Raw genomic sequence first — 15,736 nt, 5'->3', positions numbered from 1 at the left:
GAGAAAATATGGACAGTAGTAAACGGCAGTTTCTCCAGCAATTGGGCATTCTGAGTGCGGGTGCCTCTTTGGTGCCGCTGGCTCATGCAAAATTCCCCTTCTCTCCTGAACGACATGAAGGATCCGCACACCATCGATATGCCATGCTCATCGATTTGCGCCGCTGTATTGGTTGTCAGGCCTGTACGGTCAGTTGTGCTATTGAAAACCAGACACCACAGGGCGAATTTCGCACCCATGTAAATCAATATCAGGTGCGACTTGAAGGCGAACAAAGCGTCACCAACGTGCTGCTGCCCCGCCTGTGCAACCACTGTGATAACCCGCCCTGCGTGCCTGTTTGCCCCGTTCAGGCGACGTTTCAGCGGGAAGACGGCATTGTAGTCGTCGACAACACACGTTGTGTCGGCTGCGCTTATTGCGTGCAGGCCTGTCCCTATGACGCACGCTTTATCAATCACGAAACCCAAACCGCCGATAAATGCACCTTCTGCGTCCACCGTCTGGAAGCCGGATTGCTCCCCGCCTGCGTGGAGTCTTGCGTCGGCGGTGCTCGTATTATCGGCGACCTGAAGGATCCCAACAGTCGTATCTCGCAAATGCTTCATGCAAACCACGACGCCATCAAGGTGTTGAAGCCCGAAAGCGGCACCCAGCCCCATGTTTTCTATTTAGGTCTGGATGAAGCCTTCGTCACCCCATTGATGGGACGCGCGCAATCCGCACTCTGGCAGGAGGTTTAAATGAACCCTTCTCTGATTATCGAGGAAGTGCTGACACGTCCGCAGGAGATAAGCTGGCTTCCCTGGGCGGTGCAGTACTTCTTTTTCATCGGCATTGCCACCTGTGCCGCCCTGTTTGCCTGCGTTCTTCACTGGCGTAAAAAAGAGTCGGCAACACTTGAAAACCTGACACTGCTGATTGCCTTAACGTGTTCCATCACCGCACCTCTGGCGCTCACGGCGGATCTGCATCAAACCGCCCGCTTCTGGCATTTCTACGCTTATCCAACGCCCTGGTCTTGGATGCCGTGGGGCGCACTGTTTCTGCCGCTCTTTACCGGGGTTCTGGGCTTGTGGTTTCTTGCACAACAACTCAAGCGTTTTACTCAAAAAAGCTACCGCGTGACGAAATGGCTGGCTCTGGCAAGCGCTTTACTCGCAGTAGGATTGCTGACGTATACCGGTCGTGAAGTCTCGGTCGTGTATGCCCGTCCCATCTGGTTTAGCTACGCGTTTCCGTTTGTTATGTTCCTCAGTGCTTTCCAGACCTTTTTTGCCCTGCTCGTCGTTTCACTTGGTGATGAACGGGCGTTACAGCGAAAACTGGCTCTGGCGCAGATCTGGACGTTGGGGCTACTTGCCATCGTTGTCACTATTTGGGTTACCGGCGATACGTTGTCCGGGGTGGCTATCCGCGACTGGCTTGCCGTGTCGTCCTCAGCCAGATACTACGCAGCAGGGTGGGCGGTACTTGGGTTGATATCGCTGGGAATTGGCTGCGTGGCTTTGTATCAGCCGTTATCGATGCCATTACGTATTTTGCAGGCGTTGAGTGCGATGGCGTTGTGCTGGCTGATGCGTTGGACATTACTGATTCAGGTACAGACCATACCGAAATTTAACGCGCAATTTAATCCGTATTCACTACCCGCAGGCACCGACGGTTGGCTCGCCATCCTCGGCACTTTTGGTTTGTGGATAGCGCTACTCATTATTGTTCGTGAAACCGTGAACGGACTCGCAAGGAGAATGCAACATGGCTAATTTAACCCGTCGTCAGTGGCTTAAAGTCGGCCTTGCTCTGGGCGGAATGGTGACCTTTGGGCTGAGCTATCGGGATGTTGCGAAGCGTGCCATTGACGGTTTGCGAAACGGAACCTCCGGCAAGATAACCCGCGACCGCATCTTTGCTAATGCGCTGATTCCCGAGGCTCACGCACAACCCCAGTGGCAACAAAATCCGCAACAAGTGATCTCCATGACGCAATGCTTTGGCTGCTGGACGCAGTGCGGCGTGCGGGTCAGGGTCGATTGCGAAAAGGGGAAAGTACTGCGAATTGCAGGCAATCCTTATCACCCGTTATCCCATGAACATCACATTAATGCCTCCGTCCCGTTTGCCGAAGCGATGGAAAAGCTGGCGGGAGAAAGTGGCCTCGACGCCCGCTCCACCGCCTGCGCACGCGGTGCGACTTTGATGGAAGGCCTGTACAGCCCGCTGCGTATTCTGGAACCGATGAAACGCGTCGGGAAACGTGGGGAAGGTAAATGGCAGCGCATCAGTTTTGAGCGGCTGATTGAGGAGGTCGTGGAAGGTGGCGATCTGTTTGGCGAGGGGCATGTAGAAGGTTTGCGGGCTCTGTATGCTCCAACGACGCCTATAGACCCAAAACACCCTGGATTTGGTCCGAAAACGAACCAATTGCTGGTCACCAATACCAGTGATGACGGACGCGATACGTTCCTTCGCCGTTTTGCGCTTAATAGCTTCGGCAGCAAAAACTTCGGGGCGCACGGTGCCTATTGCGGCCTGGCTTATCGGGCCGGTTCCGGTGCCTTGATGGGCGATCTGGATAAAAATCCGCACGTCAAACCTGACTGGGATCATGTCGAATTTGCACTATTTATGGGCACCTCTCCGGCACAGTCCGGGAACCCTTTTAAACGCCAGGCCCGACAACTGTCCAGCGCCCGTCTGCGTGATAATTTTCAGTATGTTGTCGTCGCCCCGGCTCTACCGTTAACCACGGTATTGGCTGACGATCGCGGTCACTGGCTGCCCGTTATCCCCGGCAGTGACTCGGCGCTGGCTATGGGGTTGATCCGCTGGATCATCGAAAAACAACGCTATAACGCAGATTACCTCGCCATTCCTGATGCAACAGCCATGCAGCAGGCTGGCGAAAAAAGTTGGACCAACTCCACGCATCTGGTGATCACCGATGAACTCCCACAACTTGCCGGGCAGCATTTGACTCTGGCTCACCTGTCGGCTGAGGGTGCAAACGAGCCTGTGGTACTGAACGAAGACAACGAGATAGTTGCCGCCAGCGGTTGCCCGCGCGCGCAGTTGTTTGTTGCTCAACAGGTCACGCTGACTGACGGCAAAATCGTCACCGTAAAAAGTGGATTTCAGTTGCTTAAAGAGGCGGCCAATAAACTCACACTGGCGCAATACAGCCAACAATGCGGCGTGTCAGAGGTGAAAATAGCGGCGCTGGCAGATACCTTTACCCGCCACGGACGTAAAGCGGCAGTTATTACCCATGGCGGCATGATGGCTGGCAACGGGTTTTACAACGCCTGGGCCGTCATGATGCTCAACGCGCTGATTGGTAATCTCAGTCTGGAAGGCGGCGTCTTTGTCGGGGGCGGTAAATTCAACGGTGCGACCGATGGTCCGCGCTATAACATGGACAGCTTCCCCGGCAAGGTAAAACCGAAGGGGCTGAGTATCGCGCGTAGCAAAACGGCCTATGAATCCTCCGAAGAGTATCAGGATAAGATGGCTGCTGGGGTTTCTCCGTTCCCGGCCAAAGCACCGTGGTACCCCTTCGTTGCAGGGCAGTTGACCGAACTCCTCACCTCCGCGCTGGAGGGTTACCCTTACCCGCTAAAAGCGTGGATCTCCAATATGACCAACCCGTTCTACGGCATTCCTGGGTTACGGGCCGTGGCGGAAGAGAAGCTGAAAGATCCCAAACGTCTGCCGCTGTTTATCGCCATTGACGCATTCATGAATGAAACCACGGCTCTGGCGGATTATATCGTTCCGGACACGCATAATTTTGAAAGCTGGGGATTTAGCGCTCCGTGGGCGGGTGTCGCCAGTAAAGCCACCACCGCCCGTTGGCCTATCGTTGCTAGCGCGACAAGCCAAACCGCCGATGGGCAACCAGTATCAATGGAAGCCTTCTGCATCGCCGTGGCAAAACGCCTGAAGCTGCCAGGTTTCGGTGACAATGCGATTACCGATGCGCAGGGCAACGGTTACCCGCTCAATCGTGCGGAAGATTACTATCTGCGCATTGCCGCAAACATCGCGTATATGGGCAAAACGCCCGTCGCACAAGCCAGGCAAGAGGATGTGACGCTGACGGGTGTGCAGCGTATTCTGCCGATGATTGAGCAGACGCTAAAACCGGATGAAGTCAGTCGCGTCGCCTTTATCTATTCCCGAGGCGGGCGTTTTGCGCCGGACAGCAGCGGGCGTGTGGAAAACAGTGTCGGCAATATTTGGCAAAAACCGCTGCAAATCTGGAATGCGGACGTCGCCGCTCATCGTCACGCAATAACCGGTGAACGTTATAGTGGATGCCCTGCCTGGTATCCTTCAAGGCTTTCTGACGGGCGTGCTATGGAGGAGATTTTCCCGGTGCAGCAGTGGCCACTGAAGCTGATTTCTTTTAAATCCAATACCATGGCCAGCGCTTCTACCGTGATCCCACGGTTACATCATCTCAAACCCACTAACCTGGTGGCGCTGAATCCTGAAGATGGCAAGCGCTACGGTCTGGCCCATGGCGACACCGCTCGTATCACCACACCGGGTGGGCAGGTTGAAGCGCAGATCAGTTTGCTTAACGGCGTGATGCCTGGTGTCATCGCCATTGAGCACGGATATGGGCACCGGGAAATGGGGGCTGCTCAACACTATCTGGACGGTGAACCCATGCCGTTTGATAGACAGATAAAAGCAGGGATTAACCTTAACGATCTGGGGTTTGCCGACCCAACGCGTAAGGTCGCCAACACCTGGCTGGATTGGGTCTCTGGGGCGGCGGTAAGGCAGGGCCTTCCGGCAAAAGTTGAACGGATATAATTCATGTCCCGGATAATACTGACAGTTGCATCCCGCATGCTGTCAGTGGCCCGATTTCAGAAGCCTGCCTGGTTTAGCAGGCAGGCTTCTTGCTTTTCTCTTCCCGCCCCTTCCGTTCTCTCCCGTCGATGACATACTATCGAAACAGCCCTGCGTATAATCAGCAGGATAAGGAGATAAGATGACGCATCAGACAGCCGACACTGCCCTTACCCCGAATCAGGCCCTCGATAAATTAGAGGAGCTGTACGATGCTTCGGTCAACGCATTGCGCGAAGCCATTGCCCAGTACGTTGAAAACGGCACCTTACCCGAAATACAAAAACGTGCCGCAGGATTATTTGTCTACCCGGAATTACGCGTCAGCTGGGATGGCACTATTCACCATCCCAACAAAACACGCGCTTATGCCCGCTTCACCCATTCCGGCAGCTACACAACCACCGTCACCCGCCCAGCACTGTTTCGCCATTATCTCGCCGAACAATTAACCCTACTGTATGAAGATTATGGTGCGCAGATTGAAGTGGGTTTATCGCTGCACGAAATCCCGTATCCGTATGTGATTGATGGTTCAAGCTTGTCGTTAGACCGTTCGATGAGCGCCGGTTTGCCTCGTCATTTTCCGACCACCGAACTGTCGCAAATTGGTGATGAAACGGCGGATGGTCTGTTCCATCCGACTGAGTACTATCCGCTTTCGCATTTTGATGCACGCCGAGTTGATTTCTCGCTGGCTCGTTTGCGCCACTACACCGGCACGCCGGTTGAGCACTTCCAGTCATTCGTGTTGTTCACCAACTACACCCGCTATGTTGATGAATTTGTACGCTGGGGTTGCCAGCAAATTCTTGATCCGGAAAGCCCATATGTCGCGCTTTCATGCGCCGGTGGCGTGTGGTTAACGGCCGACAGCCAGGCACCTGAAGAGGCCATTTCTGATCTCACCTGGAAAAAACACCAAATGCCAGCATGGCATTTGATTGATGCCAACGGTACAGGTATCACGCTGATTAACATTGGCGTTGGGCCATCGAATGCCAAAAATATTTGCGACCATCTGGCGGTATTGCGCCCAGCGGCCTGGCTGATGATTGGCCACTGCGGCGGCCTGCGTGAAAGCCAGTCAATTGGCGATTATGTGCTGGCTCACGCCTATCTGCGTGACGATCATGTTCTTGATGCCGTGCTACCACCCGACATTCCGATTCCAAGCATCGCTGAAGTACAACGCGCACTGTATGACGCCACCAAACTGGTGAGTGGAATGCCGGGCGAAGAAGTTAAACAGCGCTTACGTACAGGTACAGTCGTCACCACTGACGATCGTAACTGGGAGCTACGCTATTCGGCTTCAGCCTTGCGTTTCAACCTGAGCCGTGCGGTTGCTATTGATATGGAGAGTGCCACCATCGCCGCGCAAGGTTATCGCTTCCGCGTCCCTTATGGCACATTGCTGTGCGTTTCAGATAAGCCGCTGCACGGGGAAATAAAACTGCCAGGTCAGGCAAATCGATTCTATGAAGGGGCGATTTCGGAGCATTTGCAAATCGGTATCTGCGCCATTGACCTCCTGCGAGCTGAAGGCGAACGCCTGCACTCGCGCAAACTACGTACCTTTAACGAGCCACCTTTCCGATAAGAGAATAAAAATGCAACACACATCACCTCTGGCTGCGTTACGCAGCCTGCTTAAAGAGCGCGAACTTGATGGCATGCTTATCCCTCGTGCCGATGCGCATCAAAGTGAATACTGTGCCCCCTTTGACGCAAAGCTTGAATTTATCAGTGGTTTTGATGGCTCAGCGGGGCTGGCTCTGATTTTGGCCGACCGCGCACTGCTGTTTGTTGATGGTCGCTACCAGGTTCAGGCGCACCAGCAAGTTAACCTCAGCGAGTTTGAAATTCATCACCTGCACGATGAACCCATCCACCTCTGGATGCGCGAAAACTTACCTTCTGGTCAACGTATCGCATTTGAACCGATGCTTATCGTTAACAACCAGTATGAACAACTGCGCACCAGCGGCTGTGACCTGGTAGCCGTCAACGATGATCCTATTAATAAAATCTGGACCGAGCGCCCGGCAGCACCGCGCGGCGCAATTCATCCTATGCCCGTTGAGATTAGCGGTGAATCAACCGCGTCCAAATGTGCACGTGTCGCGGAAGCCCTGACGCGTGAAGGTGTGGACTACCTTGCCCTCACCTTGCCTGACAACATTGCCTGGCTGTTGAATGTTCGCGGTTCAGATATCGCCATGAGCCCAGTGCCGCTCTCTTTCGCTCTGATTAAAAACGACGGTGCCGTAGAGTGGTTTGTCGACGAAGCCAAGCTGCAACAGCTTGATAGCGGATTGCTGGACTCGCTTAAGACACACAGTGCAGATGCGTTTCTGCCGCGTTGTAAGCAGCTTGCGGCGGGAAAACGTTTCTTACTTGATGGTGATAATACTCCGGTTGCGGTGCGCTTTGCCGTTGAACAAGGAGGGGGTGAAATCGAATGGTTGGCCGATCCTGTTACGCTGATGAAAGCGAATAAAAACAGCGTCGAGCTGGAAGGATATCGTTCAAGCCACGTGGAAGATGGCGCGGCATGGGTGAATTTCCTCGCCTGGTTGAGTCATGAAGTCCCCTTGCGTGAAGCCGCAGGTAACCCGATTACAGAACTCGAGGCCCAGGAAAAGCAGCTAACTTTCCGCCAGCAGTGTGAAAACTTCTGGGAACAAAGTTTTGGTACGATTTCCGCGGCTGCGAGTAATGCAGCAATGTGCCACTACCACAGCGCACCAGAAACCAATTTTGCGATCACCAGTAAAGAGTTTTACCTGAATGATTCAGGCGGCCAGTATTACAACGGCACCACCGATGCCACGCGGACATTGAACTTCGGGCAACTTGACGGTCAACGTCGCCTGCATTACACCGCCGTGTTAAAAGGATTCCTGTCACTGATTTCACTGCAATTCCCTCAAGGCACGCAAGGGCATCAACTCGATGCGTTTGCCCGTCGTCCATTATGGGAACTGGGTCTGGATTATGACCATGGCACGGGTCATGGTGTCGGCCACTGCTTGCTCATTCATGAAAACCCGCATCGCATGGCGAAGAAAGTGAATCCATGGCCGATGCTACCCGGCAATGTTCTGACCATCGAACCAGGATATTACCTCGCCGGAAGTCACGGCATTCGTATTGAAAACCAGGTTGAAGTTGTCGCCTCACGACCAGGGTTCTGTAAATTTGCCTCGCTGACGCTGATCCCGATTGATTTAAGCGCGGTCGATTTATCCCTGCTTAGCGAACAAGACATTGCCTGGCTTGATGATTATCACCAGCAAGTACGCGAAACATTATCGCCGCTTGTCTCAAGTGATGCTCGCCCGTGGTTGATTGAAGCGACTGCACCGGTCAGGGCGCAACGGGCATAAAACCCTTTTGAGCCGCGCATTTGCGGCTCTTTTCTTCTTTTTGTTGATTAAATCAGCAATCAAACACGTTTCATCTAAACAGCCTTTGACAACCCAGTGGGCGCTCGTTACTATGCGCCCCGTTAACCGATTCCTCTGTAGTTCAGTCGGTAGAACGGCGGACTGTTAATCCGTATGTCACTGGTTCGAGTCCAGTCAGAGGAGCCAAATTTTAGTTTCATGATGTCCCCATTCATCCTGAAATGTTTTAAAATCAGATAGTAAAAAAAACCGAAGTACTGAAAAGTACTTCGGTTTTTTTACATCCGTAGCTTTTGGGGGCTTTATTGGGGGCCTGCTGGTTCACTGATCTACGGAGCTCCCGCCATGCCTCTTACTGTTACCGCTATCCGCAACGCAAAACCCGTCGACAAACTCCGTAAACTCACCGATGTACAGGGCCTGTACCTGCTGCTGAAACCTGACAGTGCAAAACACGGGTATCTCAGGTACCGCTTTGAAAGCAAAGAAAGCAAACTGACCTTTGGTCCCTATCCTGCCGTCACTCTCTCGCAGGCCGGCACTGTTGCAAAGTTTCACTTCAACATATTTCTCTGGCACATTTTGTCAGCCAATCCGAAGGAAGACACAATAAGTTGTGGTTGCAGCCCTCCGTTTTTCGGAGAAATCATACTTTGCAACAGTGCCAGATGCGTCTGGTGAGGAGAGTGTTTGAAATTTAGAGCCTTTCAGCAACACCAGAGGCTTCATTATCTCGATGTTTGCAACAGTGCCTATTGGGATGAGTTTGGATATCGGAAAATATTGTACGACAAGCTTGTTTTTGAACAGGTGTATTATCGCAAAATGATATAATCTTGCCCGCATCTTATTTAATCGGAGTAAATCCAGGGGGCATTTGTTAATAATACAATGAGAGTTATTTGAAATGAAAAAAAGTAATTTGAAGAGGATAGGACCTAAGCCAGACACCCTGCTTTATCTTTTCGTTAAAAGTTTTGATTTTTTCTTGTCGTTAATAACTGGTGGGTTCTTCTATGGTTCTATTTTTTATTTTTAAGTTGTTAACGCTCCCGGCAACCATCGGGGACTTGCCATCATATTGTGTGTGTCATTTATTTCGCATCCTTTTGTAATAAAATCTGCTTACGACAGACCCCCTAAGTTAATAATGGATATTTTTGATACTTCACAACACCCACTTATATCTATATTACTACTATTTTTTACATTTCCTATTACCGTTATTTTCATTCTCCGTTTTATTTTTAGGTGACACCTCTAATTGGGGTCAGTTTGGATATAGAGAATATTGTACGACAAGTCTGTTTTTTTAAACAGACCTACCTATAGCAGTAGGGTACACCCTACTGCTATAACGCAACCGTACAATATTGTACGTTTCCCAAACGCAGCCCTTCAGTGTCGAGGCGGAGATGGTTTTCAGGGGAACGTTCATCGTTGACACCGCTGTGTTACAGGTGTCCTTATGCGAGCGGCTCGTCCCACTGAGCGTCGAACCCCAAGTTGTGCCACTTGGTGATTCAGAACTTCAGCCTTGCCAGGGGACGACCATTCCATTAGCAAAGCCCGATTGAAAATCACCGTGGCCTTCGTTCGATAATTAACTAGGCCATAATCTGGCTGATATGGCATTTTTATCACTTCCGCATTTCTGCCAGTCATACACAAACTTATTCTGTTGCGACTGATAAACACCTTTTTTGTAATAATTTCGGGTACAAGAAGAACTAGCTCCTGGAAGATTCGATCTGTGCCACATAGTCCAGCCTGTTTTTCTAAATGTACTGCCACTGTTATCGACTGGCACATTCATTGCCAAAGCGGCCCCAGCCGTACAAAAAAACAATACCACGGCCATTAATGAAATTGATGCTTTTATCATATGCAATGCTCCTTATTTTATAAAAAATAACTGCCATGTTTTTTTCTATATATCTCCACAGAGTTGCCGCGATTTTATCACAATCAACTTATGGCCAGGAATCGAATAAGAGGCCTGAGGTGGCAAGTAAAAACAGCATATTACGTTGCTCCGTTTTATTACGATCATTCCTTTAGATATGTTACCGCAGTCGATATAAATAGCACTGAAAAAGCTTTTTTTAAAAACGGCATATCAGAGACTCGCGCCATCACCACACCCCAGACATCCGAACAGTAGCACTTCATTGTCATGAACATGGCGGCATGTTTCACGGCAGCAAACCTCCGGGCTTCGCATCCTTCCATATGCCTGTCCCCCCCTTCCTGTCAGACCGTTTTCAATAAAGGCGTGAGCTGTGCGAATGCCGTTTTGCAGACATTCAGCAATAACGTTGTTTGATGGCCGGAGACAAAAGAAATGTTCCGCGATACCTCTGGCAAACAACACTGTTTTATCGGTTTGCTCAGTTCCTTTTCTCGCTTTAGCAGGTGCTACCTTTTAGTTTCTGAACGTCGCGGCAAGGCCGCTGCAAGTACGCTGGTACTGTAAATACGGTATCAGTTATCGTGAGTTACAGGAGATGCTGGCCGAGCGTGGTGTCAGCGTCGACCACACCACACTTTACCGCTGGGTCCAGCGCTATGCCCCTGAAATGGAGAAACGTCTCCGCTGGTACTGGCGTCAGCCTACCGGATTTTGCTCATGGCATCTGGATGAAACGTATATCAAAGTTAACGGCAGATGGGCTTATCTGTACCCCGCAGTCGACAGCAGAGGCTGTACCCTCGATTTTTATCTCTCTCCTCGTCGTAACAGTAAAGCTGCATATCGCTTTATGGGAAAGCTCCTGAACAACACGAAGCGGTGGCAAATTCCGCGGCTGATTAATACCGATAAAGCCCCGACATACGGGCGGGCACTGGCGTTACTGAAGCGCGAAGGAAAATGTCCGTCGGATATGGAGCACCGGCAGATAAAGTACCGGAACAATGTGATTGAGTGCGATCACGGCAAGCTGAAACGGATAATCAATGCCACGCTGAGATTTAAATCGATGAAAATGGCGTACGCCACGATAAAAGGAATCGAAATCATGCGTGCCCTGCGTAAAGGACAGACTGAATCATTTTACTATGGTCACCTCCTGGGCGAGATGCATCTGGTGAGCAGAGTGTTTGAAATTTAGAGCCTTTCAGCAACACCAGAGGCTTCATTATTACAATCTTTGCAACAGAGCCCAAAAAATGCAGTATTAACATACGGGGGCCTTTATGGTCGCCCTGCCGAGGTAATGGCAAAATCAACAGATGTAAAAACAGTCAGTTAGCTGAACAATCGAGTCCAGTCAGAGGAGCCAAATTCGAGAGCCCGCTTAAGGATACTTAAGCGGGCTTTTTTGTTTGCGTGCAGCATTCACCAGGACTCAGGTGCCTGACTTTACATTCTTGCAGCAGATGCTGGCGAATGGCGTCAGGAACAGCACCAGCGCCCCCAGTAGTAATAATTCATCCTTGATAAGGAACTGCCCGGTACGGCCAATAAACGGGAAGCCGTAACCCGACTGCCAGCCGGGTAAGCTGAACAGGAAGGTGTTGGTCAGCAGATAGGTACAGATTGCCGCGAGGAAACCCAGACGCGCAATATTCGGACGCCATGGCCAGAACAGCATCAGTGCCGCTGTGCCCAGTTCAGTCAGCCCGATAACAATGGAGGCTTGTTGAATGGTGCAGAAGTTATACAGCCAGGAGAAGAACGGGCTCGTTTTCATCAGATGGCTGACACCTGTCGCTTCTACAGCAGTAAATTTCATGCCCCCGATCCACAGCAACACCAGCAGTTGCCCCAGCCACAGACCCAGTACCGCCGCGCGATATAAACGCGCATGACGCTGAAAAGCAAAAATCCCCAGCCCTAACGCCGCGATACCCAGATGTTTGAGCAGCGTTTGTCCGCCGCCAATCACCGGGAAACCGTTGTAAACGTCGGAATGCTGGTACATCGGCTTGCCAATCAACAAGAACAGTGCGGAGAACCAGAACAGTGCCGCCGCCAGCCCGGCATAACGCCGAACCGTCTCGTGAGGAACCAGCAACATCAGGCCAATCACTACCTCAAGCGCCCCGACGCCGATACTCACGGAATGGGCCATGGAGGCCGCTGGCAACCAGTCATACTGCGCCAGCAAGGCGGCCATGGTGTCGGTCATAAAAGGCCAGAAGCGCATCGCACCAAACCACATCATTACCACACCCAGCAAAACAGAGATGAGTCGCCAGACGGATTGGCCCGCGACCGGTAATTCACGTTCGTTCATAAAATTTCCTTTTAACTCAAAATGGAAGTACGGACTATTTGCTGACTAATGACATTCGTCGGCGGCAATATTCACTGCGGGCATCAGCCCAGACCCGGTTGGTTTCGTCTACCGCCAGTGAGGACGCGGTCGTCCACAGTCCATATGCCTGCCGGTAATTGCGCAGCCGCTCTTCAGCACGCGCTTCCTCAGCGACCAGGTGATACGCGCTTCGCTTATTTTTGGGTTTCATAATGCATTTTCCTTTGCACCCGGGATGTCAATATCCCGGTAATAATGATGACAATGTCCATAGAGCCGTTACAGCGTGAAGTGGAGTTTATCCGGATGCGCTGTGGTGCCTGAGGCAGGAGGGTTATGGTGTTTCGACTTGCTGTTTAATCAGGGTATAACGGTTAAGTAACTGTTCCAGATGCTGTTCCGTCTGCGAAACCAGCGCCGGGGGCAACGGGGTACCCTGTGGCGTCTGGCTCAGTAAGTATAATTGCTCCTCCGCAGGAACTGACCTCCCAAAGTTCTGAGTTATCGCAAACACCATTGATTTCAGCTCCGAGCCAGTCAGGTATTTTCCCTTGCGTTCATCCAGCTCATTGAGACGGCGGGTCATCTCATTTAAGCCTTCCATCCCCTGATGCCAGCCGGAGAGCGCCTCGGGAGGCAAAGCATTTCCGGCGATACGCTGCTGCCACTGCGCTTTTAGTCTGTCGCGCTCTTCAGGGGGAGCCTTTGCGGCCAGCGCAAAGCCGTAGTCCAGCAGCCAGACGGGTGACTGTTGCCCCAGCGCGGTCAGCGCAGCGTCGTTGGCCGTCACAGGCAGAGTATTATCAGCCGGATGCAGCGTGTGCCAGCCCCACAGCGCCAGCGCGCCGACCACCAGCGCCGAGACGACCCCAGCGGCAAAAACCGGCCAGCGCTTCGGCGACGGCAGCGTTTCGCGCACCACTTCCACCTTCACTTCCGGTTCCGGGCGTAACACATACACCTGACGGCTGATGTGCGGCGCAGTATCCAGCGCGGACGGCGAAACCCGCGCCTGCGGCGGCAACGCGATGGCCGCCGTTGCCTCTTCCGGTGACGCGCTGTTTTCCAGCCGGACCCGCGCATTGTGCACCTGTTGCATCAGCGGCGCAGTCTGACAGGCATGCTTCAGCGCCTGACGGGTCAGCACATCGTCGAGTGTCGCCAGCAGATTTTCCGCCTGCATCAGCGAAGGGACATCGCGGTGGCTCAGTGAAAAGGTACGGAACGTTGTCTGCAAGCGCTGAAACAGGCCATTGAGGATTTCAGCCCGCGCGTGCACCGGCTGCGGCCAGAGCTGCGCCCACTGATAGTTCAGCAGCGCGTTGAGTATCGCCAGCCCCTCGTTCATCCCACTGACGCGGGCCAGATGGCAACGCGCCAGGGTGTACCAGGCGCCGGTCTGCAACTCCACGCCATTACGTTCGAACAGCGAGAGCGACAGTGCTTCCGCCTGTTTCCAGTCCACATCCGGGCGAGCCGGATGCGAGAGTTTCGCCATCTCTTCGCGCAGGGCAATAAAGTCCGCGAGCGTGCGCGGGTCACTGCCGGTTTTTACCGGGCGGGGTTGTACGTCGTGCATAATGGGACTCATCGTCAGAATAGAAAAACTGGTCGCGTGTTACCTAAAAAGGGGCAAACGAGGATGAACAGGGTGAGTTACCAGCGGCCCGATGCACCACCGCCTCCGCTACTCCCTCCTCCCCCGCTGAATCCGCCACCGCTGCCGCCTCTTCTGCTAAATCCACCTCCTGAACGACCCGAACCACTGCTGCCACCGCCCCTGCCTCCGCCTGAACGACCGCCCCGCGTCATACCGATATAGAGCACCAGGCAAACCAGAAAGGTGATACCCGTTATGACAACATCGCGGCTAATCACCAGCACGGCAGCGGCCACCATCAGGCTACTGAAGAGCGATCGCTTAAAAGGACTAAACTTGCGGAAAAACAGCGCTGGCACTATTGGCATCAGCATAAACCCGCCGAATAACCATGCGCCTATAGACTCAACGCCACTCTCCGTTGAGTCCGAGGTCTCCACGACATCAGCATAGGATGCGGCAAATGCCGGATCCGTCGACATCTGAATGAGCGCGTCCACGCCCGACGCAATCCCTCCGGCATAATCGTCCCGTTTAAAATACGGCACGATGTCACGGTTGATCACCTGACTTGCCTGTAAATCCGTCACGGTGCCCTCCAACCCGTACCCCACCTCGATACGCAGCGTATGGTCAGCCTTTGCCACAATCAGCAGCAAACCGTCATCACGCTTTTTATCGCCCAGCTTCCAGCTTTCGAACACACGGGTCGCATACTGCTCAATTGTCTCATCCCCGGTTGTATTCACCATTAAAATGGCCAACTGATGGCCCGAGTCCTGCTCATACTGGCTCAGACGCTGCTCGAGAGATGCGCTCACTTCCGCTGACAGGGTACCCGTGGTATCCGTGACGCGCTGATGCAGATCCGGAACCGTGATCTGATCAGCCCCAGCAGAAAACGAAAACAAAAGAGCCAGTGCAACCCACATCAGGCGCTTCATTGCTGCACCGGACGCGGAGTTGAAAAATCAACCGTCGGGGCAGTCGTCACTTTTGCCATATCATTTGGCTGGAAATTTTGTTTCCTTTCGTAGCCCATGATCCGGGCGAGGATCACCCCAGGGAACTGGCGAATTTGCAGGTTATATTCCTGCACCGCCAGCACATAGCGATGACGCGCCACCGCGATACGGTTTTCCGTCCCTTCCAGCTGAACCATCAGGTTGGTGAACATCGTATCGGCTTTCAGCTCCGGGTAGCGTTCACTGATGACCAACAGGCGGGAGAGAGCTGAACTTAGCTCCTGCTGCGAGCGTTGGTAAGCCTGCATATCCTGTGCGTTTTCTGGCGCATGTTGCCCCTGACTGACGCTGCCAATTCTTGCCCGGGCATCCGCAATATCTTTAAAAACAGACTCTTCATGGCTGGCGTAGCCTTTCACCGTGGCCACCAGGCTCGGGATAAGATCAGCACGACGCTGGTACTGGTTGAGAACTTCCGACCACTGCGCATCGACCGCTTCATCGCTGGCCTGGATATCGTTATAGCCACAGCCGGACAAGAACAGCACACTGGCACACACCGTCAGCCACTGGAAAAATCGAATCATCAAAACAACATCCTTTTGTTAAAAATCAAGGGATATAAAGGGTAAG

The 15,736-nt window shown here is 52.7% G+C and carries 13 protein-coding genes and 1 tRNA gene; 8 read left to right on the top strand and 6 right to left on the bottom strand.

All coding sequences use genetic code 11. The features are described 5' to 3' along the window. Nucleotides 1-8 precede the first annotated feature (8 nt). The 7 genes from ttrB to RHD99_RS09110 all read left to right on the top strand — a co-directional run bounded on the left by ttrB (nucleotide 9) and on the right by RHD99_RS09110 (nucleotide 8,957). Nucleotides 9-743 (top strand): tetrathionate reductase subunit TtrB, encoded by a 735-nt coding sequence (ttrB, locus tag RHD99_RS09140; RefSeq protein WP_309878508.1) that lies wholly within the window; start codon nucleotides 9-11, stop codon nucleotides 741-743. Continuing rightward, a complete protein-coding gene (ttrC, locus tag RHD99_RS09135) occupies nucleotides 744-1,766 on the top strand; it encodes a tetrathionate reductase subunit TtrC (protein ID WP_309878507.1) in 1,023 nt (340 codons plus the stop codon). Continuing rightward, on the top strand, nucleotides 1,759-4,824 hold the full coding sequence (gene ttrA, locus RHD99_RS09130) for a tetrathionate reductase subunit TtrA (protein ID WP_309878506.1): 3,066 nt from the start codon (nucleotides 1,759-1,761) through the stop codon (nucleotides 4,822-4,824). The genes ttrC and ttrA overlap by 8 nt, the downstream gene beginning before the upstream one ends. 181 nt (nucleotides 4,825-5,005) lie before the next feature. Then, nucleotides 5,006-6,466, top strand: a complete 1,461-nt coding sequence (locus RHD99_RS09125; RefSeq protein ID WP_309878505.1) for an AMP nucleosidase — start codon at nucleotides 5,006-5,008, stop codon at nucleotides 6,464-6,466. 10 nt (nucleotides 6,467-6,476) lie between these two features. Further along, on the top strand, nucleotides 6,477-8,255 hold the full coding sequence (locus tag RHD99_RS09120) for an aminopeptidase P family protein (RefSeq protein WP_309878504.1): 1,779 nt from the start codon (nucleotides 6,477-6,479) through the stop codon (nucleotides 8,253-8,255). Between the two features lie 131 nt (nucleotides 8,256-8,386). Continuing rightward, nucleotides 8,387-8,462, top strand: a tRNA-Asn gene (locus RHD99_RS09115). A gap of 159 nt (nucleotides 8,463-8,621) precedes the next feature. Beyond that, nucleotides 8,622-8,957: an Arm DNA-binding domain-containing protein gene (locus tag RHD99_RS09110; protein ID WP_309878503.1), complete on the top strand. Its 336-nt coding sequence runs from the start codon at nucleotides 8,622-8,624 to the stop codon at nucleotides 8,955-8,957. A 922-nt stretch (nucleotides 8,958-9,879) separates the two neighbouring features. Here the strand turns inward: RHD99_RS09110 and RHD99_RS09105 are convergent. Next, nucleotides 9,880-10,161 (bottom strand): hypothetical protein, encoded by a 282-nt coding sequence (locus RHD99_RS09105; RefSeq protein ID WP_309878502.1) that lies wholly within the window; start codon nucleotides 10,159-10,161, stop codon nucleotides 9,880-9,882. A gap of 547 nt (nucleotides 10,162-10,708) precedes the next feature. Here RHD99_RS09105 and RHD99_RS09100 point away from each other — a divergent pair. Beyond that, the gene (locus RHD99_RS09100; protein ID WP_309879121.1) at nucleotides 10,709-11,389 is read left to right on the top strand and encodes an IS6 family transposase; all 681 of its coding nucleotides are present in this window, start codon (nucleotides 10,709-10,711) and stop codon (nucleotides 11,387-11,389) included. Between the two features lie 237 nt (nucleotides 11,390-11,626). On the opposite strand, the gene RHD99_RS09095 is transcribed toward RHD99_RS09100, so the two are convergent. The 5 genes from RHD99_RS09095 to RHD99_RS09075 form a co-directional block, all read right to left on the bottom strand. After that, entirely contained in the window at nucleotides 11,627-12,517 is an 891-nt protein-coding gene (locus RHD99_RS09095) for a DUF417 family protein (RefSeq protein ID WP_309878500.1), read from the bottom strand. A 34-nt stretch (nucleotides 12,518-12,551) separates the two neighbouring features. Continuing rightward, complete coding sequence (locus RHD99_RS09090; protein ID WP_309878499.1) at nucleotides 12,552-12,749, bottom strand: ANR family transcriptional regulator; 198 nt, start codon at nucleotides 12,747-12,749, stop codon at nucleotides 12,552-12,554. A gap of 123 nt (nucleotides 12,750-12,872) precedes the next feature. Beyond that, nucleotides 12,873-14,117, bottom strand: a complete 1,245-nt coding sequence (locus RHD99_RS09085; RefSeq protein WP_309878498.1) for a VasL domain-containing protein — start codon at nucleotides 14,115-14,117, stop codon at nucleotides 12,873-12,875. Between the two features lie 77 nt (nucleotides 14,118-14,194). Beyond that, nucleotides 14,195-15,082: a TPM domain-containing protein gene (locus RHD99_RS09080; protein ID WP_309878497.1), complete on the bottom strand. Its 888-nt coding sequence runs from the start codon at nucleotides 15,080-15,082 to the stop codon at nucleotides 14,195-14,197. Continuing rightward, nucleotides 15,079-15,690, bottom strand: coding sequence for a LemA family protein (locus RHD99_RS09075; RefSeq protein ID WP_309879119.1), 612 nt, complete (start codon nucleotides 15,688-15,690; stop codon nucleotides 15,079-15,081). The genes RHD99_RS09080 and RHD99_RS09075 overlap by 4 nt, the downstream gene beginning before the upstream one ends. Between the last annotated feature and the right edge of the window lie 46 nt (nucleotides 15,691-15,736).

The sequence above is a fragment of the Buttiauxella selenatireducens genome (genome assembly GCF_031432975.1).
Classification (GTDB): domain Bacteria; phylum Pseudomonadota; class Gammaproteobacteria; order Enterobacterales; family Enterobacteriaceae; genus Buttiauxella; species Buttiauxella selenatireducens.
This window is presented reverse-complemented; position numbering and strand designations above follow the sequence as displayed.